This is a genomic window from Pantoea sp. RCC30.1, assembly GCF_058148845.1.
On the sequence record NZ_JBXUHX010000021.1, the window covers coordinates 1 to 17,875 of the forward strand.

Annotated in this window: 24 protein-coding genes and 1 pseudogene; 13 read left to right on the forward strand and 12 right to left on the reverse strand. The window is 52.9% G+C overall.

Features of this window, described 5'->3' with window-relative positions; all coding sequences use genetic code 11:
• Window positions 1-248: 248 nt before the first annotated feature.
• Window positions 249-494: a helix-turn-helix domain-containing protein gene (locus AC2LB6_RS17260; RefSeq protein ID WP_490094407.1), complete on the forward strand. Its 246-nt coding sequence runs from the start codon at window positions 249-251 to the stop codon at window positions 492-494.
• Window positions 495-982: 488 nt separating this feature from the next.
• Here the strand turns inward: AC2LB6_RS17260 and AC2LB6_RS17265 are convergent, their stop codons facing one another.
• The gene (locus AC2LB6_RS17265; protein ID WP_490094408.1) at window positions 983-1,702 is read right to left on the reverse strand and encodes a DUF1828 domain-containing protein; all 720 of its coding nucleotides are present in this window, start codon (window positions 1,700-1,702) and stop codon (window positions 983-985) included.
• Window positions 1,703-1,967: 265 nt separating this feature from the next.
• Window positions 1,968-2,282 carry a hypothetical protein gene (locus AC2LB6_RS17270; RefSeq protein ID WP_490094409.1) on the reverse strand — a complete coding sequence of 105 codons (315 nt, stop codon included), beginning with the start codon at window positions 2,280-2,282 and terminating at the stop codon, window positions 1,968-1,970.
• Window positions 2,283-2,750: 468 nt separating this feature from the next.
• On the opposite strand from AC2LB6_RS17270, the pseudogene AC2LB6_RS17275 reads away from it, so the two are divergent.
• The 4 genes and pseudogenes from AC2LB6_RS17275 to AC2LB6_RS17290 form a co-directional block, all read left to right on the forward strand.
• Window positions 2,751-2,885: pseudogene (locus tag AC2LB6_RS17275) on the forward strand (NADP-dependent isocitrate dehydrogenase); the annotation flags it as partial.
• 376 nt (window positions 2,886-3,261) lie between these two features.
• Window positions 3,262-3,459 carry a hypothetical protein gene (locus AC2LB6_RS17280; protein ID WP_490094410.1) on the forward strand — a complete coding sequence of 66 codons (198 nt, stop codon included), beginning with the start codon at window positions 3,262-3,264 and terminating at the stop codon, window positions 3,457-3,459.
• 163 nt (window positions 3,460-3,622) lie between these two features.
• Window positions 3,623-3,826 carry a hypothetical protein gene (locus tag AC2LB6_RS17285; protein WP_490094411.1) on the forward strand — a complete coding sequence of 68 codons (204 nt, stop codon included), beginning with the start codon at window positions 3,623-3,625 and terminating at the stop codon, window positions 3,824-3,826.
• Window positions 3,827-4,126: 300 nt separating this feature from the next.
• Window positions 4,127-5,137: a glycosyltransferase family 9 protein gene (locus AC2LB6_RS17290; RefSeq protein ID WP_490094412.1), complete on the forward strand. Its 1,011-nt coding sequence runs from the start codon at window positions 4,127-4,129 to the stop codon at window positions 5,135-5,137.
• Here the strand turns inward: AC2LB6_RS17290 and AC2LB6_RS17295 are convergent.
• The 4 genes from AC2LB6_RS17295 to AC2LB6_RS17310 all read right to left on the reverse strand — a co-directional run bounded on the left by AC2LB6_RS17295 (window position 5,131) and on the right by AC2LB6_RS17310 (window position 7,470).
• Complete coding sequence (locus AC2LB6_RS17295) at window positions 5,131-5,460, reverse strand: DUF1493 family protein (protein WP_490094413.1); 330 nt, start codon at window positions 5,458-5,460, stop codon at window positions 5,131-5,133. The two genes, AC2LB6_RS17290 and AC2LB6_RS17295, sit on opposite strands and share 7 nt — an antisense overlap.
• Window positions 5,460-6,521: a glycosyltransferase family 9 protein gene (locus AC2LB6_RS17300; protein ID WP_490094414.1), complete on the reverse strand. Its 1,062-nt coding sequence runs from the start codon at window positions 6,519-6,521 to the stop codon at window positions 5,460-5,462. The genes AC2LB6_RS17295 and AC2LB6_RS17300 overlap by 1 nt, the downstream gene beginning before the upstream one ends.
• A gap of 365 nt (window positions 6,522-6,886) precedes the next feature.
• Complete coding sequence (locus AC2LB6_RS17305; RefSeq protein WP_175501410.1) at window positions 6,887-7,057, reverse strand: hypothetical protein; 171 nt, start codon at window positions 7,055-7,057, stop codon at window positions 6,887-6,889.
• A gap of 164 nt (window positions 7,058-7,221) precedes the next feature.
• Complete coding sequence (locus tag AC2LB6_RS17310; protein ID WP_090962124.1) at window positions 7,222-7,470, reverse strand: ElaB/YgaM/YqjD family protein; 249 nt, start codon at window positions 7,468-7,470, stop codon at window positions 7,222-7,224.
• A gap of 188 nt (window positions 7,471-7,658) precedes the next feature.
• On the opposite strand from AC2LB6_RS17310, the gene AC2LB6_RS17315 reads away from it, so the two are divergent.
• Window positions 7,659-7,871 (forward strand): DUF2767 family protein, encoded by a 213-nt coding sequence (locus AC2LB6_RS17315; RefSeq protein WP_090962122.1) that lies wholly within the window; start codon window positions 7,659-7,661, stop codon window positions 7,869-7,871.
• Window positions 7,872-7,887: 16 nt separating this feature from the next.
• Here AC2LB6_RS17315 and AC2LB6_RS17320 read toward each other — a convergent pair whose 3' ends face one another.
• From AC2LB6_RS17320 to AC2LB6_RS17330, 3 genes are all read right to left on the reverse strand, one after another.
• Complete coding sequence (locus AC2LB6_RS17320; RefSeq protein WP_490094415.1) at window positions 7,888-8,898, reverse strand: Ppx/GppA phosphatase family protein; 1,011 nt, start codon at window positions 8,896-8,898, stop codon at window positions 7,888-7,890.
• A 23-nt stretch (window positions 8,899-8,921) separates the two neighbouring features.
• On the reverse strand, window positions 8,922-9,479 hold the full coding sequence (locus AC2LB6_RS17325; RefSeq protein ID WP_490094416.1) for a hypothetical protein: 558 nt from the start codon (window positions 9,477-9,479) through the stop codon (window positions 8,922-8,924).
• A gap of 61 nt (window positions 9,480-9,540) precedes the next feature.
• Complete coding sequence (locus AC2LB6_RS17330) at window positions 9,541-9,870, reverse strand: hypothetical protein (RefSeq protein WP_490094417.1); 330 nt, start codon at window positions 9,868-9,870, stop codon at window positions 9,541-9,543.
• Window positions 9,871-10,084: 214 nt separating this feature from the next.
• On the opposite strand from AC2LB6_RS17330, the gene AC2LB6_RS17335 reads away from it, so the two are divergent.
• The 3 genes from AC2LB6_RS17335 to AC2LB6_RS17345 all read left to right on the forward strand — a co-directional run bounded on the left by AC2LB6_RS17335 (window position 10,085) and on the right by AC2LB6_RS17345 (window position 11,262).
• Entirely contained in the window at window positions 10,085-10,264 is a 180-nt protein-coding gene (locus AC2LB6_RS17335) for a hypothetical protein (protein WP_490094460.1), read from the forward strand.
• Window positions 10,265-10,450: 186 nt separating this feature from the next.
• Complete coding sequence (locus AC2LB6_RS17340; RefSeq protein ID WP_490094418.1) at window positions 10,451-10,834, forward strand: hypothetical protein; 384 nt, start codon at window positions 10,451-10,453, stop codon at window positions 10,832-10,834.
• Between the two features lie 14 nt (window positions 10,835-10,848).
• Entirely contained in the window at window positions 10,849-11,262 is a 414-nt protein-coding gene (locus AC2LB6_RS17345) for a GNAT family N-acetyltransferase (protein WP_490094419.1), read from the forward strand.
• On the opposite strand, the gene AC2LB6_RS17350 is transcribed toward AC2LB6_RS17345, so the two are convergent.
• Together AC2LB6_RS17350 and ldcA are read right to left on the reverse strand one after the other, a co-directional pair.
• A complete protein-coding gene (locus AC2LB6_RS17350) occupies window positions 11,263-11,925 on the reverse strand; it encodes an MBL fold metallo-hydrolase (RefSeq protein WP_490094420.1) in 663 nt (220 codons plus the stop codon).
• A gap of 22 nt (window positions 11,926-11,947) precedes the next feature.
• A complete protein-coding gene (ldcA, locus tag AC2LB6_RS17355) occupies window positions 11,948-12,871 on the reverse strand; it encodes a muramoyltetrapeptide carboxypeptidase (RefSeq protein ID WP_490094461.1) in 924 nt (307 codons plus the stop codon).
• Window positions 12,872-13,035: 164 nt separating this feature from the next.
• On the opposite strand from ldcA, the gene emtA reads away from it, so the two are divergent.
• Window positions 13,036-13,665, forward strand: a complete 630-nt coding sequence (emtA, locus tag AC2LB6_RS17360; protein WP_490094421.1) for a membrane-bound lytic murein transglycosylase EmtA — start codon at window positions 13,036-13,038, stop codon at window positions 13,663-13,665.
• A gap of 10 nt (window positions 13,666-13,675) precedes the next feature.
• Here emtA and AC2LB6_RS17365 read toward each other — a convergent pair whose 3' ends face one another.
• Window positions 13,676-14,632, reverse strand: coding sequence for a sugar-binding transcriptional regulator (locus AC2LB6_RS17365; protein WP_490094422.1), 957 nt, complete (start codon window positions 14,630-14,632; stop codon window positions 13,676-13,678).
• A gap of 183 nt (window positions 14,633-14,815) precedes the next feature.
• On the opposite strand from AC2LB6_RS17365, the gene AC2LB6_RS17370 reads away from it, so the two are divergent.
• The 3 genes from AC2LB6_RS17370 to AC2LB6_RS17380 are packed head-to-tail and all read left to right on the forward strand — an operon-like array spanning window position 14,816 to window position 17,873.
• The gene (locus tag AC2LB6_RS17370; protein ID WP_490094423.1) at window positions 14,816-15,757 is read left to right on the forward strand and encodes a D-ribose ABC transporter substrate-binding protein; all 942 of its coding nucleotides are present in this window, start codon (window positions 14,816-14,818) and stop codon (window positions 15,755-15,757) included.
• A 2-nt stretch (window positions 15,758-15,759) separates the two neighbouring features.
• Window positions 15,760-16,359, forward strand: a complete 600-nt coding sequence (locus AC2LB6_RS17375; protein ID WP_490094424.1) for a DUF2291 family protein — start codon at window positions 15,760-15,762, stop codon at window positions 16,357-16,359.
• Window positions 16,359-17,873 carry a sugar ABC transporter ATP-binding protein gene (locus tag AC2LB6_RS17380; protein WP_490094425.1) on the forward strand — a complete coding sequence of 505 codons (1,515 nt, stop codon included), beginning with the start codon at window positions 16,359-16,361 and terminating at the stop codon, window positions 17,871-17,873. Before AC2LB6_RS17375 ends, AC2LB6_RS17380 begins: the two co-directional genes overlap by 1 nt.
• Window positions 17,874-17,875 lie beyond the last annotated feature (2 nt).

Below are 17,875 nucleotides of genomic sequence, written 5' to 3' on the forward strand. Positions count from 1 at the left end.
TCTCCTCGAAGGACATAATCAGTATGTCGGAAGATCTCTAAAAGTGAATGGTCCGGTTAAGCGGGATACTTACACTTCCACTGCGCCCAAGATTAGCTGGCCTGATAAGCCAGCATAAAAAAAACCGGCGACCGGGCAATTACTCATCCGCTCCTGTCTGAGCAGGCTACGGGGTGGGTAACTCAGACCTTTCGCTAACAAATTAAGTATGCTTAGCAGAAACTCAATGTTGACCCAACGAGGCCTCCATGGAAAAGGTAACTCTGACCAAGAAAGAAGCTGCTGAATTGCTCGGTATCTTTATTGTGACCTTATCAAAATGGGTGTCAGAGGGTCGTTTAAAAGCTTATCGGAAAGGCAATAATCTGAAATCACCTTATCTTTTTACAAGGGAAGATTGCTTGGCTGCGTTGCAAGCAGTTACGGCTTACCCCTACAAACACGAAAAGGTTCAGAGAATTAAAAGTGAAAAAAGATTAAAACATTTTCCGTAAAAATGAAACAAGTGAAAAATTACATGATTTGCTAAAAATAAGAACGAAAAGAAGATCTTCCACATGAACAGTAAGTGGGAATCTTTTTAAACCTACTAAGGCAGATCTGGACATTAAGGCACAAAAAAGCCCGCACAGTGGCGGGCTCTTAGCTTTTAGAAATTAACTTGAGTATCTGTCGGAGTTCATTACCAGCTTTCCAGATGTCGTCCTGAGTGTCGCCATCCCATTCGGGCGTCATTGCTCTCTCTGCCTGAAAATACCGCAATCTGATATGTATCTCTGCGATTTCGTCCCGCCTGCATTTAGCGGCTATTCGGTGAAGACCTTCAAGGGGTGTTGGCTCCCAAGGCTTCAGGTTTAGTCGTTCTCGCTTGAACAGTAGTGTTAGTTTTTTGCTCATAAGGTAAGTGTAAAATGCCCGCTCAGTTGCGTGCTATCGATGTTGCAGGCTTGAAAAACCCGGCGCGGTGGCCGGGTTATGGCTGCTAGGCTACTAAAGTCTCAATCCATGATGCTCTGTTGTGAAAAGGCAGAACAATTGCACTGTCGTTAAACAACAATGACAATTGCTGCAACTCAGCACTAAGCCCTTCGCTATCTACAATCACAAAGCGATCACTGAGATTTGGTACAGACGGTGATATATCAACAATCTTACCAACCGTGGAATGCGCGGTGTTCCATCCTCTAGAGCTGGCTAAGCTTACTGTAAACCCTCTCTTTGGCAGAGCTAGTGGTGATTCCTGCTTTAGAGTGATAGGCACAGTGATCTCGTGTCCGCTAATGCCCCTAACTTTTTCCTTAAGAGAGAGTCTTGCGCCTAACCCCTGCGATTTCAGGTAGCTAATGACACACCTTTCAAATTTGTCATCCTTTACTTCGGCATACCATTCAGATGATTGCGCTGAAGCTAACAATCCCCCGCGGATTACATTGGCCGTCATGGCTCCAACTGTGCTTTCACTAGCCCATGCAGAGATTTCTCCTGAATCATCTAGAGTGATTCCTTGAGAAGCTAATGATGCCCTAATGAGGTCAATTTTCCTTTTGGTCAAACTGATCCCTCTGGACTCAATATTCATCAATGTGTCGCAGTAGTCAGTAATACGATACTGGCCGCTCATCTCTTGGACAAACACACTGATCTGCTCGCTATCATCATAGTAAGTGAACGGGCTAATGACGCGCAGCAGTGTATCGCTCATGGGTTGGCACTCAAACCCGAGCTTATATATTACTGTTGAACACGTTACATTTCCCATGATAGCTGGCCTGAATTGTCCTGATTCGGTAACGGCGGATTGCCTGTGTATGTGATATTAAGCTTAGAACAGAAGTAATTCCAGTAGCCTAAAAAGTCATCTGGTTTGATGGTTGTTTCAAGCTTCAAAGCAACCGCTTCACCCACTGATTCAAAGTACATGTGGTAGTGCGGGCCAATAGCTACTTCAACAAAATCAGGGTGAGCAACTACGACTCTATTCCTATGCCTTTCAGAAGGATAGGGTCAAGAGCATAAATTCTTCTGTCTTGCATCAGCATAACGAAGGACAATTTTATTGTATCCGCCCCTTGTACCAAGGGGTTGCGCCAATCAAGTAAAAATCTAATTCCTTGAAGAGGAATACCATTCTGATCAAATGGCTTTAAATCTAGCTTGAACCAAATCGGCTGACGTCCCTCGCTGCCACTCCATGAGGTGCCCGAAAACGTCACCTGCTTTGGAATGTTTATGGCATCGTCGACCTCTTTCTGTGTCGGTCTAAAGTCACCTTTTTTAGCCACTAAATTTAATCATCCTGAATTAGTATCTTTAAGAAATTAAGCTAGAGACTCTCACCCAAACGCCTCTTCCGGCTGCTAAGCCTTAAACCAAACGCATCTTCGTCTCAATCGCTACACCCAAAACCTTGCAGTTACCGTTCGCCGGCACCATGGGCCATTAACTTCCCTTCTAGCCACTCAGCGCCTAGCATCAGATATTACCTCTCGTTGAAGTCCAGCGGTTAGTGTGAATTTATACATGCAAAGCGGACATTTTGATGGGCCGCTGGGATGATTATCAATGCCTCCCCGAAAATCTGTGTGTACAGCCAGTGGTTTACGAGGAGCTCACTTCTCTAATCATTCTGCAAAACAATCATAATCTCATTGATCTATATGGATTATTTTTTTATTCAAAAAGCATAGTAAATGACCGCGGTAATTAATTTTAATTATTTAAATTCAATTGCTTAGCCTCCTTATAATCATGTAATGCTGCGTCACATGGAGTGGTTCGAAGCGGCTGACCTGATTGTTAAAGGTGTTGAAGGCGCTATCGCTAACAAGACCGTGACTTACGATTTCGAACGCCTGATGGATGGCGCTAAACTGCTGAAATGTTGAGAGTTTGGTGACGCGATCATCGAAAATATGTAATGCCTGTTCAAGCCCGCATAGCGTTAATCGCTATGCGGGCTTTTTTGTGTCTGCTTTTCACGGTTTTGCATTCCCTTCGCGTCATATCTTCACTCATTGCGGGTCTGACAAATGTACACCTCATGATCGTAGAGAATAATGCGCACTTAATACATTCGCACCGCAGTGTAAAAGTCCTTTCCTGATCAGCATGCTGACAAATCAATCCTCGCTGCATTGCGTTTTAATATTTCTGCAAATTGCATTATCCGATGCTACTGCAAAAAAAGAGGGGAATCGTACATCTTTCATCCGCCCGCGTCTGAATCTCGCTACTGTAATAGCTCACTCATAAGGGGTATTTATGGAAACTAAATATACGAAAGACGCGATTTATATCTGCCGCCTCATCTTTGGTCAGGCAGTGCTGGAGTTACTAGCAGATAATCAACCGGTTACAAATCGAGCCCTGGAAGAAAAAATAAAGGTGATGTTACCGGATGCTCAGCCTGAGTTGATTTACAGCGTTGCACTTGATTTATTAAACAACACTCTCTGTTAATAAACTTCGTAACAGGTAAGCGCCTGGCAATAAATGTGTCAGGACAGGCTTTCTGATCGTTACAGCCGATTCATTTTTGTAACCTGTGCCGCAAAAAGAACAGTTGCACATGATCCTGCTGCCGCAGATGTGTACTCTTCTGCCAATAAACAGGGAGAATATTATGGATGATGAAGCTCTGAGTGATGCCATTGCGGCATGTCGACTGCTATTCGGGCAGGCTGTAATGGAAATTGTGACTGAAGATAAGCGGGTAACCCGTGAAGCCATTTCTGAAAAAATTCATCAAATGTTTACCGCCATCAACCCGGAAACGGAACCCGTTATGACACTGGCTATCAGCCTGCTATCCAGGAGCACCGACTAAAAGATTCCGGTCTGCATCGCGACTACTTCAGGCCGCCCTCGGTGGCCTTTTCTTTCTCTTACGCGAACCCGACAGTGCTGATCATTTTAAATCAATAGCCGGGCTAATCATTCAGGCGAGCAGCAGGTCTTTTGTTGCAGCCTCGCCCTTTAACACTATCGCAACCATGGAACCAATCTGACACTTAGCTGACTAATTTGCTGACTATATCGTTACGTTATCGTTTTCAGAACGTTAACCGGGCGAGTCTCACTTTTATTCAGCCAGTACGGCGTAGCCTGTGCGCAGAGGATGTCAGAGATGCGGGTTTTAATTATTTGTCGGGATAATATTGGTGACACCTTGCTGACCACGCCGCTGATCAGTGAGCTGGCGCAGTCGGGCCAGTATCAGGTCGATGTGCTGACCAACAATTACGCTGCGCCCGTACTGCAGCACAATCCCGATATCCGGCAGCTCTTCTATTACACCAAGCTGCATCATCGTGAGGCGGGGCATGGGCGACTGGCCTGCGTATTACAGCGACTGAAGCTGATGCTGAACCTGAAAAAGCAACGCTACGACGCGGTGATCCTGGCAAAAAGCCGCTGGGATCAGCATGGTATGAAGTGGGTGAAAACGGTGCGGCCCGGCAAAGTGATTGCACTGGGTGAACAGTCGCATCCGTTGATTACGGATCTATTACCGCCGCCCAGCCAGTCACCGTGTCATATCAGCGAAACCCTGTTCAGCCTTGGGCGCCCTTTCAATCTTAGCGCCACAGCGCCAGGCAAACTGACCCTGCGGCCGGATGCGGCGATTGCCGCCAGCCTGCGTGATACCTACGCGATTGATTCCACTGTGCCGGTCTATGCATTACAGATCAGCGCCCGCAAGCCGAGCCAGCAGTGGGAGGCAACGCAGTTTGCCGGGCTGGCTGAAAAAATTGCGGCGCGTCATCCCTGCCAGATTATGCTGCTCTGGTCGCCTGGCAGCCGCGAGAATCCGCGTCATCCGGGTGATGATGAGAAAGCGCGTGAAATTATGGCGCTCTGTCCGCACCTGCCCATCAAGGCGGTGACTACCACCAGCCTGCCGCAGTTGATTGCAGCAATGTCCTTGTGTCAGGGGCTGGTGAGCAGTGATGGCGGGGCGATGCACATTGGTGCTGCGCTGGGGTTGCCGGTGGTGGCGCTGTTTGGTGACAGCGATCCGGCGTGCTGGCATCCGTGGCAGGTTAACTATCAGATACTGCAACCGGCATCACGTGAGGTCAACGCGCTGAGCAGCCGCGAGGTTTATGACGCCTTCGCCCACACCATTATTCAGTGATCCTCTTTAGGCCAGCGTCCCAGGCTGGCCGCTTCACACAGCATGTCTACCGTTAATGGACAATATGCGCATGCGTTAAACCACCCGGCAGGCGTAAAGCGCCGCGGGCGCGACGCCGGAAAATAACGTGTTTCATCATAATGTTCAGAGCTGACGTTGAATGTGCTAAAAAAATCACTCATCAGAATCGCAAATTCCACCTCATTCAGCGGTAACTGCTGCAGATGAAAACCTGCCCGATCCATTTTATGGAACCAGCCCAGTAAGGTTGGCTGATTGTGGTATTCAATCAGCGCAATGATGGCTTGAGAAAGGTCGTTCATTACCCCACCAGCTTAGCCACAGCCTGCTCAACCTCATCGGCCTTGATCGACGCCATCGGATGCTTTGACGAGGTTTTATCCGGACGATGAATAATGATGTGACGATCGCTGTCCTGGCAGGGGCCGGTATAGCGCGGATTGGCGGTGGAGAACAGGCTGACCGTCGGCGTCTGCGCGGCCACGGCAATGTGCAGCGGGCCGGTATCACCGGTAACCAGCACATCCAGCGTCTGAATCAGGCTAATCAGCCCGCCGAGATTCGTTTTACCCGCCATTGGCGTCACGCGCGCACGGCAGTGCAGTGGCAGGCTTTCGATAAATTGCTTCTCAAGAGGCTGCTCAGCGGCGGTGCCTGTAACGATAATCTCAGTGTCAGGCCAGCGCTCAAGCAACGCTGTCGCCAGCTGGCTGAAAGAGGCCAGCGGCCAGCGGCGAATATCTTTTGATGCCCCTAACTGAAAACCGATACGACGATGGCCAGTCTTAGCAGTGGAAGTGTTGTTCAACTCGGGCAGATGCATCCGGGTCTGCTCTGTTTCTGCGCCCAGGGCTTCAATCAGTTTCAGCTTACGCTTGATGGTGTGGTCGTCGAAATAGCCTGAGTAGTGATCAAGGTATTTATTTAACACAGGCGACTCGCGGCCGTAATGATCACGCACAATCACCTTACTGCCGGTCAGTACCGAACTCATAATATCGTACGGGAAATGGGCGTGTAATATCACTGACAGGTCAGGTTTATGGCGGCGCAGTTTGAAAAACAGCGGCAGGAAATTCGCAATCTTGTTATCCCAGATATAAATCTTATCGAACCAGTTATAACGGCTGACCAGGTCTTTATTTTTCTTGCTGGAGACCAGAACAAATTTACTGGTAGGAAAACGATTTTTCAGGCTCCAGATAGCCGGCGTATTCATCAAAAAGTCGCCCAATGCAGTAGTGGAGTATATCACCACCGTCGCGGGTGCCAGTGCCTGCAAGGCCTGCGGTTTTGTTCTGCTGGAAAATCGAGAATAAAGCGTTAAAAGTCGGTCTATCAGATAAATCTTTTTTTTCTTCACGTCTGAATTCTCTTGAACGTATAAATAATATTTAACAAAAGGTGTTGTGCATTATTAGAGAATATTCTTACCGTTAAAGTTCATTTTGAGGAATTGTTTTTTCGTGTTCGTAGAATATCTGTTTAAATTGTTTCCACAAATTTAATGTTGTTTATTCGGGGTATATATACAGGATTGTGTAAAAAGAGTAAGGGATTATCGAAAAGAGATGGGATGATTCTTATAAAAATGAAATGAGAGGGATTAATTTAATTTCGGCAAACATTAATAGGGAGTTAATTATTAGTGGATTTATTTTTTGGGTTCTATGTAGCAATGAAAAAAACGATCTGAGCAAACCCCGGCACGCATGCCGGGGCAGGGGACTACGACTGAGGTTGACCCACTGGACCGGAACCCAGTGTACCGCCTGGTGAAGACTGACCGCTTGGTGCATGAGGGCGGCCATCATCTTTAATCGCGTCGCTCTTCTGCGAGCAGCCTGCCAGAGAGGTGAAAGTTGCTGCAACCAGCAGCAGAGCAGAAATTGTTTTCATAAGGTCACCTTGATGTTGTCAGAAAGAGAACGTAATTAAGCATAGAGTTTTACTGCGAGCTGGCCTGAAAAGGCTTATCTTTCAGATATTTCTCAGCAGACGCAGAGCGTCAGAGCAAAAAAAACGGAAGCCAGTGGCTCCCGTTCTGTTGACGTTCAGCGGGTTTACTTGCGACCCAGCAGGAAGCCAATGAATACGCCAACGCCTGCAGCAACGGCCAGACCAGCTACAGGATTGGATTGAACCTGATCCCGGATGGTTTCAGCAGCGTCGCGGGCAGCATAGCTTGCCTGGTTGGTGTAACGGCGTGCTGCGCCTTTAGCCTGATGCTCAGATGAACCGGTTGCTGCACCCCATTGTTCCTGAACTGCGCCAGCGGCTTCTTTTACTTTATCTTCGATTTTTCCTGACATTTATTGCTCCTTGGTTTTGAGTGAGACCCTCAAAGCGTAGCAAAGATAGTGAATTCTGCTCTTCCAGCGAGGAATATCGGGCTAAAAAATCATTTCTGGCTGTTAATGGCGCTGCGTTTGCGGGTAAGGCATTTACTGTCTAGCCTTTGGAAAGAGAGGCGCACTCAGGCGCAGCCGGAGGAGAAACGATGAAACGTGATGTGCTGAATGATGATGATTATGACGAAGTTTGCCGGGTAATTGGTGATGCGGTGATCGTGCTGATGGAGCGCGGCCATGACACCCGACGTGGCGAAATCTATGATCTGCTTAAACGTACCCGTCAGCAGCGCGCCCACAGTGAGCGGGATGAGCAGCGGATGCTGGATCATGCCATCCGGCTGGTCAAATCCGACGTATAGCGCGGGAAACGCCGTACTACTGCAGCAGCACGCCCTGAATCAGACTGGCCTCCACAATCGTGACATCATCTATTTTCAGTGCCTGCATATAGCCTTCCACCAGCAACAGATTGCTGACGTCGGTGGCACGGTAGTCTCCAGAGAGCTCGCTGTCACCTTTCCAGACCTGCTGCTGCGACAACTTGCTTAACGCCGCCAGCGTATAATGGTTGGGTTTGCCCGGTAACTGATTACGGATGGAAAAACCGTGCACGCCCCCGATACCAATCACCCGACGACCCGCCACATCCTGTTTAATCTGCGGACTGACTTCATTAGCTGCGTAAAACTGCACAAAGCGCAACACCGACTGCCGCCACGAGCCAATCGGATTGGGGGATTTGGCATCCGGGCTATTCTTCAGCACCGTCAGAATAAAGTTTTTCAGCGTCACCGAGGCCAGCTTGCCCTGATAGATATCGGCCACCGGCTTGCCTGCCTGCTGTCGCCAGGCGGTCATCTGCATCGAGCCGCCGCCAATGTCCCAGACCAGCAACTGCTCATCGCGAATCGACGGATCGTTAAGCGCGGCTTTAGCGGAGAGAAAACCGAGTCTGGCTTCCTGCTGCTGCGAGATAATACCGATTTGTGCACCGCTCTGGCGCTGCAACTGTTCAATGACGGCCTGACCGTTGCTGGCGTTGCGGAACACCGCCGTGGCCACGCCGCTGATTCGCTGGGGATGAAAGCGCTGTGCATGTGCAATCATCTGCTGCAGTGCAGCAGCGCCTTCCCGGACTATCACCGCATTGAGCTGGTTATTCGTTGAATGGGCTAATGCGTCGTTCCAGGCCACGGCACGCTGATCCTGATACAGCACCTTTTCGATGCGCAACTGGCAGACATTGACGCGGGCAACTGCAATTTTGGTCGTGCCGGAACCGATATCCAGACCAGCGCGGATTTGCTGGCAACGATCGGCCTGGGCCGCAGCGGCAAAAAACAGCGAGCAGAACAGCGTGAAAACAGACAGCGCAGCAGAACGCATAGCGACTCCGGAGGCAGAGAGGATCAGAGTGAACGAGCGGCGACGCAGGCCGGGTAGACGCTCACCAGGAAATGACGCAGGTGATCAAAACACCATTCGGCATCATCCGCCTGCGGGCAATAGAACTGAATGGTGATCTTTTCATAGTCGCGCTGACGCTGGCGCAGCGGCGACCAGCTCCAGTCGAGTACCGAACGGGCATAATTGACCAGCGTCTCCGCAGACATCTGATGTTGCTTCTCCTGCCCGGTCAGGTAGCGATAAAAACTCGCTTCCAGTAGCAGAGCCTCCTCATGGCCGTGTTGCGGCAGGTCGGGACGAAAGGCCACATCGATAAAGCCACAGACTGCATCAGGCTGCTGCTGCCAGTCACAGGCCAGGGTCATAAACAGCCCCTCCTGCAGATTGATCTCCTCAACGAGCCGCCGCAGATTCACCGAACGATTCAGCACCTCGATCTCCTCAAGGCGACCGGTTTCCAGCGTCAGATCAAAACCACACGGATTTACAGAGCCATCCGCATTGCGGGTGGCAGGGAAGGGGAAGTCGATATAACCGTTGTTATCCAGACGCTTTTCCATTGGGGAGACCTGCTGCTTGACGTTTCCTGACAATAAACTATCTGGCAGCAGGATTCATCCTCTATGGACAGGTCCAGGTGATTTGGGTGTCCTGGTAAGGATTAATCAGGCGGAACTGCTTATCTGACAGGCGCTGCGCAGAGTAGCCTTCGGGTGTCACCGCCGACGGGACATATTTAAACCGATCCAGCGACTGCAGCGGCCCACTTTTCACGCTGACATTATCCCGGGTCACGGTGAAGCTATTAACCAGATCAAAAATCACGGCCTGGGTCTGCCCTATCGACTGACCATAAATTGTCGAGACCTCGCCCGGACATTCCACCCCTTTCGGGCCAGATGAACATCCAGTCAGCATCGCGATAAGTATAAAAATGCTGAATCGCATCATGATTTTTTACCTGCTTCAATCCCTGGGAGTTTTCTGGCGCAGAGTCTATCCTGCCGCGCCATTAATTCCTTAATCATAGCAGTTTCCGCTGCGCTTCCCGTTTGTGATTTGTTTAATCGTTAAGCAACAGGAATGTAAAGGGGTGACTTTGCTTATTAATAAACGTTATTCTTGGCTCCTTTGCGCACCACTTAGGCAAATCCAGGGATAAATGATGAAAGAAGAAGAAGCAAGTCTAATGATTATTCGCCATGCGATTGACCAGTTAGAAGCCGATAAGAAGCAACAGGTGCTCGCTTGTTCAGCCGATATACGTGCAGCAATGCAGGCTTATGATAGCGAGAATGCCGGGCTGGCACTGATGTTAGTGGCCGCCGAGGTGGCCGCTGAATAATCACTATCCGGCCAGCGTGGCAACCTGTTACTCTGGCCGGATTACTTTATTTTTTCTCAACTTTCAGATTTTTTCGCACGCCAATTCTATCTTTCAATGGTCTTGCTGCGGGTTACTCCCATGCCTCTTCTCTGCCCTTTGATGTGTTAAGCTAAAAAATCTCAATAAAATCAGCGGAGACACAGCATGAAGGCAGCATTAATTGCCCTGGGCCTGCTGGCCTGTCACATCGCACCCGCCTGGAGCGAGACGGAATTTCAGCTTAACTGTCCCGGCCGGACAACCATGACCGTTTCGCGTGCCGAATATGGTTTAACCACGTTAATGTGGTCGCCGGGGCATTTCCAGATTGCCGCCGGTCAGCAGCGTACCCGTTTAGAGGCGGGTGATAAGGTGGCGATTACCCGCTTTCGCAATGGCGATCAGCTGATTGTGAACCAGCGCAGCCAGGCGACCTTTTTTGTATACCGCGACAGCGATAAACTGCTGCCCTGCAGCCGCAGCGAAAAACGCGATGTTGATGCGTTGAGCCTGGAGCGCTACGACGATCGTCAGCACTCCGACACTTAACCCCCGGAGCCACTATGCAAACCGAGATTACCGACAAGGTCACGACGCAGGATCTGGATGAAGTCAGACTGGGTCTGACTGCGTTCAACAGCAAATATATTAATATTGATGAGATCAGGTCGATCGGCGTGTTTATTCGTGATGAGCAGGGCAGAAAGCTGGCCGGACTGACCGGATCAACCGCCGGAAACTGGCTGCGGATTGATATGCTGTGGGTGAGTGAGGCGCTACGCGGGCAGGGGGCGGGCAGCGAGCTGATGCAGGCGGCAGAGCAGGAGGCGCGGGATCGTGGCTGCCGTTTTGCGCAGGTGGATACCGCCAGTTTTCAGGCGCGACCGTTTTATGAAAAGCTCGGCTATACGCTGCGCTTCAGCCTGGATAACTATCCACGGCATCATCAGCGCCACTATCTGACGAAAGCCCTTTAATCAGAACAACGGTTGCTGACGCAAATCCAGCGGATACTGTTCAGCTTCATCAATCGCCGCCAGCCAGCTCTGCAGCGTGACTTTTTTCCAGGAGAGATGCCCGCGCGTGGTACTCATCAGCACCACGTCGGGACGCAGCGATCGATAAAACTCCAGCGTCTGGCTCAGCTCAGCCGGATTACTGTCCGGCACCAGCACCGAGATCCAGTTGTCATGAGAGCGCGTCACAGTATCGCCCACAAACAGATAGGTCAGCCCCAGCGGTGAGCTATAGAGATAGCTACAGCTGCCCGGCGTGTGTCCAGGTGTCGGCAGCAGATGGAAATCCCCGAAGTGCGTCTCCTGCTGCGTAAAGGTGTCATCAGGCTCAGCAAAACGGCTGATGGGGCCCAGCGACCGGCTGTGGCAATACAGCGCGCTGCTGAAGCGCTGCTGGATGACCGCCGCACCAGGCGCGGATTCGTGCCAGTGAGTCAGATAATGGCGGATTACGCCGCCGGACTCGGCAATCACTTCATGATCGAGCGGGTTTTCTACGCGGCCAATCAGCAGATTGCCGCGCGGATGACGCAGCATAAAACCATGCATCATCAGGTCATTAACGGCATCTTCCACCGGAAATTCCGGGGTTGAGATCCACAAATCGTCATACAACGGCTTCAATGTCGATCTCCTGAAACGCTCTCTATTCCCGCAGGACGGGATGCCCGGTCGCCTGCAAATGGGCGTTGCCCTGGCTGACCGCTAATCGTGTGCTGGCGCCCAGCGGCAGTGTGACGGTATCAGCGGCATGACCAAAATCTAATCCACTGATGACCGGCAGGCCGGTGGTGTCACGCACGTACTGCCAGACGGTATCGAAGTTAAACCCATTGTCATACTCTGACAGAGCCGTGCTGGTGAAACTGCCGGTGACGATCGCCCGCTGGCGCGCCAGAATACCGCTCTGCTGCAGCTGAATCAGCATGCGTTCTATGCGGAACGGATGCTCATTCACATCCTCGATCACCAGAATGCCGTTTTCGATTTGCGGCATCCACGGCGTGCCAATCAGTGAGCAGATCATCGCCAGATTTCCGCCCCACAGCGTGCCCTGCCATTCTCCCTGATCTGGCGTTTCGCTCTGCCATTTCACCTCTACTGTAGGTGATGTCAGTGCCTGCCAGAAGTGGTGAAGGGTAAATTCAGATAAGGTCGCGGCACCAAAGTTACCGGCCAGCATCGGTGCGCTGAAGGTAATCAGGCCGACCTGCGCCAGCAGCGCCAGCTGAATCGCGGTGAAATCGCTGTGGCCGCACAGCGCCACCGGCTGATTCAGCAGACGGCGTTGCAGGCCGACGTAGTCGATAGATTCCAGTAACCGGCTGGCCCCATAACCGCCACGCACCGCCAGCACCACGTCGGGCAGGGTGCTCAGGCTGGCAAGCTGGTTGATATCCGCCAGGCGTTCTGCGTCTGTTCCGGCGAAACGCTGAAAACGGCGGGTGATCACCTGATCGTTCTCAACCTGATGGCCCGCCGCGCGCAGGCGCGCAATGCCCTGCAGCGCCGCAGGCTGGTTGTGACAGTAACCGGAGGGGGAGATAAGACGAACTGAACGTGAAATCATCATAATTTCCTGCTGTGAGCGCCTGACTTACGGCGATGATGGCGAAAAGTCTCACTGAAGTCACGGTACGCGCCGCATTTTCGTGCATTTAGGATAAACGGTAATTTTGCTCTCAGGCTGCATGGGTATGATAGCATTCGCCACAACAGCTACGAGACGAAAAATTGCTGACAATCCGACACCTTATACTCTCAGCGTTACTCCTGACAGGCTGTGCCAGCGAGCCATCGCACCAGGCCGTTAAGCAACGCAACACGCCGCTAACTCAGGCACCCCCGTCCAGCGTCAATGGGACATGGGCAATGTTTACCGAAGATGCCGCCAGTTATTATGGCGTTGATGAGAAGTTGATCAGCGCCATTATCAGTGTCGAGTCGGGTGGAAATCCGGGCGTAGTGAGCCGTTCCAATGCGGTGGGACTGATGCAGATTAAAGCCTCGACTGCCGGGCGCGAAGTCTATCGCACGCTGGGCCGTCGTGGTCAGCCGTCGAATGCGGAGTTGCGCGATCCGGCCAAAAATATTGATATCGGCACCGCCTATATCCGTATTCTGCAGAATTCCGCGCTGTCGGGCATTCGTGATCCTCTGACGCTGCGCTACGCTACCATCGTCTCTTATGCTAACGGCGCAGGCGCATTGCTGCGGACCTTCTCCAGCGATCGCGATCGGGCCATTGCGATGATTAATTCCATGTCACCGGATGAGTTCTATCAGCATGTGCAGAACAAGCATCCGGCAGCACAGGCACCACGCTACCTGTGGAAAGTCACCACGGCGTACCGCACTATCTGACAGATGAAGATTAATCCTGCGGCGTGAGCAGTAGCCGCGCCGTGGGATAGTCGATGATCAGCACCTTAATGTAGCCACCCAGCAGCGCACCGCGAATCGCCTGCGCTTTCTCCCGTCCGCCTGCCAGACCCACAACCTGCGAACACTGTTTCACCTGCGCCAGCTCCATCCCAATGACCGGATCTTCTTCGGCTTTCAGTACCGGCTGCCCGCAGGCGTCGAAATAGTGCAGGCAGATATCACCGACCGCGCCACGCGCCGCCAGCGTCTGCAGCATTTTACCATCGTAGTAGTTGCCGGAATTACGCAGCAGCGCAGACGGCTCCAGATCGCCGATGCCGACAATCGCCAGATCGACCTGATCAAATTTACTCAGCACTTCGGCCACCTCTGCGTTGGCCGACAGCCGCTGACGATCGCTGACCGAATGCTCAATCGACTGCGACGGCAGCAGCCAGGCGGGGCAGTTCAGCAGCGCCGCCAGGTTTTGCGTCAGAATTGTCGCCTGTACGTTGCCGTTGGCCCCGACGCCGCCGAGCAGTTGAATCACCCCTTTGCAGGCGCTGTTAAGCGGATGCAGTGCATCTACCATCGCCCGGATAGTGCCGCTCCACGACGAAATGCCAATCAGTTCATCATTACGCAGCCGGGTCTCCAGATAGTGAGCGGCCGCCGATCCAATTGCCTGCTTAATCTGCAGCGACGACGCCTGATCCGGCACATCCACCACAATCGCCTGTGGCAGGTTATAGGTCTGCTCAATCGCCTTTTCCAGCTCCGGATAGACATTGGCTGGCGGTACCACACTGATCTTGACCACACCCTCTTTCACGCTGCGATTAAGAATGCGTGAGACAAACGACTGCGATAGGGTCAGCGACTGTGCAATCTCTGACTGCTTCAACCCTTCAACATAGTAAAGGGTGGCAATCTTCACCATCAATCGCTGTTCATCCTGTTTTGCCATCGGTTTTTCCCTCTCTGAATCTGCCCGGTATTGTTAACCAGGATGATCAAAATCACAACGCGGGCTAATTTGTGATCGTTTTCGCTTTTTAACGATTGCGCATTGGACGACGTGTCAGTGCAGGCGCATAGTCATTATGCATATAAAATCGCATGTGAATATATATTCAAGCGGAGAATAATAATGACTCGTCCTTTGATTAAACTGACCCTGCTGGCTTCGATGATCGCTTTTTCTGCAACGGTGCTGGCGGCTGAGCAAGGCCTGCTGGCGATTATCACCCCATCCCATGACAACCCTTTTTTTAAAGCCGAGGCGGAAGGGGCCTTAGCCCGAGCCAAAGAGCTGGGTTACGCCACGCTGGTGGCGTCGCACGACGATGATGTGAACAAGCAAAACCAGTTGATTGAGACCGCGATTGGCCGCAAAGCCAAAGCGATCATTCTGGATAACGCTGGCGCGGATGCCACCGTCGGGCCGGTGCAGAAAGCCAAAGATGCCGGTATTCCTGTGTTCCTGATTGACCGTGAGATCAACAAAACCGGCATCGCCGTGGCGCAGATCGTCTCCAACAACTATCAGGGCGCGCAACTCGGTGCAGAGAAGTTTGCCAGATTGCTGGGCGGCAAAGGGGACTACGTTGAACTGCTGGGTAAAGAGTCTGACACCAACGCGGGCGTGCGGTCCCAGGGCTATCACGACGTGCTGGATGACTACACCGACATGAAGATGGTGGCGCAGCAGAGCGCCAACTGGAGTCAGACCGAAGCCTTCAGCCGCATGGAAACCCTGCTGCAGAAACACCCCAACATCGTGGGCGTAATCTCCGGTAACGACACCATGGCGCTGGGCGCGGAAGCCGCACTCAAAGCCGCCGGAAAAACCTCGGTGATTGTGGTGGGTTTTGACGGCAGCGACTATACCCGCGATTCCATCCTCAACAAAGGCAATATCAAAGCGACGGTGCTGCAGCCGGGCTGGGATCAGGCGCAGATGGCGGTCACGCAGGCGGATTACTACCTGAAGAATGGCAAAGCGCAGAAACAGGAGAAGCAGCTGATGGACTGCGTGCTGATTGATGAAAGCAACGCCGCGAAGCTGAAAAACTTCAACCTGGCGAAATAACTATGAAACGGATACTGGCGGTATTGACCGGTATGGCGCTGCTCAGCGCCTGCACGGTGGTGGATCTGGATGCGGACGGAAACCCGATCATGCCAAAAGATCCGCACGCGAAACCCAGCTATACCACCCAGACGCCGCAGCAGATTGCGGAGGAGACCTGGCAGCCGCGCGTGATGACCACCGCGAACGGCCACGCGCTGAGCTGGGCTGATATGGAGGCGAAAAGCCAGACGGTTCAATCTGGCGGGCGTGAAAGCGTCTTCGTGCGGGCCAGCGGGACGGCCAGCGCCTTTGATGAGCGTAATCCGCGTGAACGCACGCTGACGTTGATGATCAACGGCAAGCCGGTGGCGGTAAGCGTCGGGCCGGTGCTGCGCAGTAACGCTATCCGGGATGCCGCCGGTTTCCGTTTCGAAGAGTTCACGAATCAGGTGCAGTACGCCCAGCTGACCCGGGCGCTGAACCGTCATGCGGTGAAGCAGTTGCCGCCGCTGGATGCCAGCTGGGTCAATCAGCCGGTACAGGCGCTGCTGGCCGTCAGCATCGGCCAGAACAGCGTTGAAGAAGTGGTGGCGATTGAGCTGAAGCGGGGGACGCCCTGATGGAGGATGAAATCATTCTGCGGGCCGAGCAGATCTCGATGCTGTTTCCCGGCACGCTGGCGCTGGATCGCGTCGACTACCGGGTCTGGCGTGGCAAAGTTAACGTCATCATCGGGGAAAACGGCGCGGGCAAATCGACCCTGATGAAGATTCTGGCGGGCGTGCAGCAGCCTACCGCCGGTTCGCTGTTCCTGAATGGTGAGCCGCTGACGCTGAGCAGTACCCGTGACGCCGCCCGGCACGGCATCGGTATGGTGCATCAGGAGCTGAATCTGTTTGAAAATCTCACGGTGGCGGAAAACCTGTTTCTGGGCCGGGAGATCCAGCGTGGACTGGCGCCGATCAATGAGGCGGAACAGGCACGGCGTACGGCCGCACTGATGGCTCGTCTCGACCAGCCGATTTCGCCCAATGAGCGGGTCGGCAATCTCAAAGTGGGTCAGCAGCAGCTGGTGGAGATCGCCAAAGCGCTGGCAGAAGATGCGGATATCCTGATCCTCGACGAGCCGACCTCGGCGCTGAGTAAAACCGAGGTGGAGATCCTGTTCCGGGTAATCCGCGACCTGACGCAGCAGGGCGTCACGCTTATTTATATTTCCCACCGGCTGGAAGAGCTGATGGCGATTGGCGACGTAATTACCATTCTGCGCGACGGCCGTTTTCAGGCGGAAGCGCCGGTCAGCTCCATTGATGTGCCGTGGATAGTGCGCGAGATGCTGGGCAGTGAACCGGTCACCACCTTCCTGCCAGATGAGCGTGAGTTTGGCGCGCCGGTTCTTGAGGCCCAGCACATCACCTGCGTCAGCCCCAACGGCAATACCCTGGTCGATGATGTCAGTTTTCAGGTGCGGGCCGGCGAAATTGTCGGCATTTACGGGCTAATGGGGGCGGGCCGCACCGAACTGTTTGAATGTCTGCTGGGCACTCAGCGTCACTATCTGGGCAAGCTGTGGCTCGACAGCAAGCCGCTGCCAACCCGTTTGCCCACCGCCGATCGTATCCGCATGGGCATGAGTCTGGTGCCGGAAGATCGCAAACGCGCCGGAATTTTCCCGGTCTCGTCGGTCGCCAGTAATCTCACCATCGCCAGCCTGTGGCGGCGACTGTCGCATCGCTTTGCCATTGCGCACGAAGCGGAGCAGCAGGCGGTGAACCAGACGGTGGGCAACCTGGCGATCAAAATCTCCTCGCCGGACGTTGCCATCAGCGCACTGAGTGGCGGCAACCAGCAGAAAGTGGTGATTGGCCGCGCGCTGCTGACCCATCCGCGTCTGCTGCTGCTGGATGAGCCGAGTCGCGGCATTGATGTCGGCGCAAAGGCGGAAGTGTTCCGCATGATGGTGGCCCTGTCGCAGCAGGGTCTCGCGGTGCTGTTCTCCACCTCAGACCTGAAAGAGATTATGGCAGTAGCCGATCGCATCCTGGTGATGTCGGGCGGCAAACTTACGGCTGATCTTCCCCGCGACCAGGCGGAAGAGGCAGCGCTGGTAAAAGCAAGTGCGCAGGGGTTCTGAGG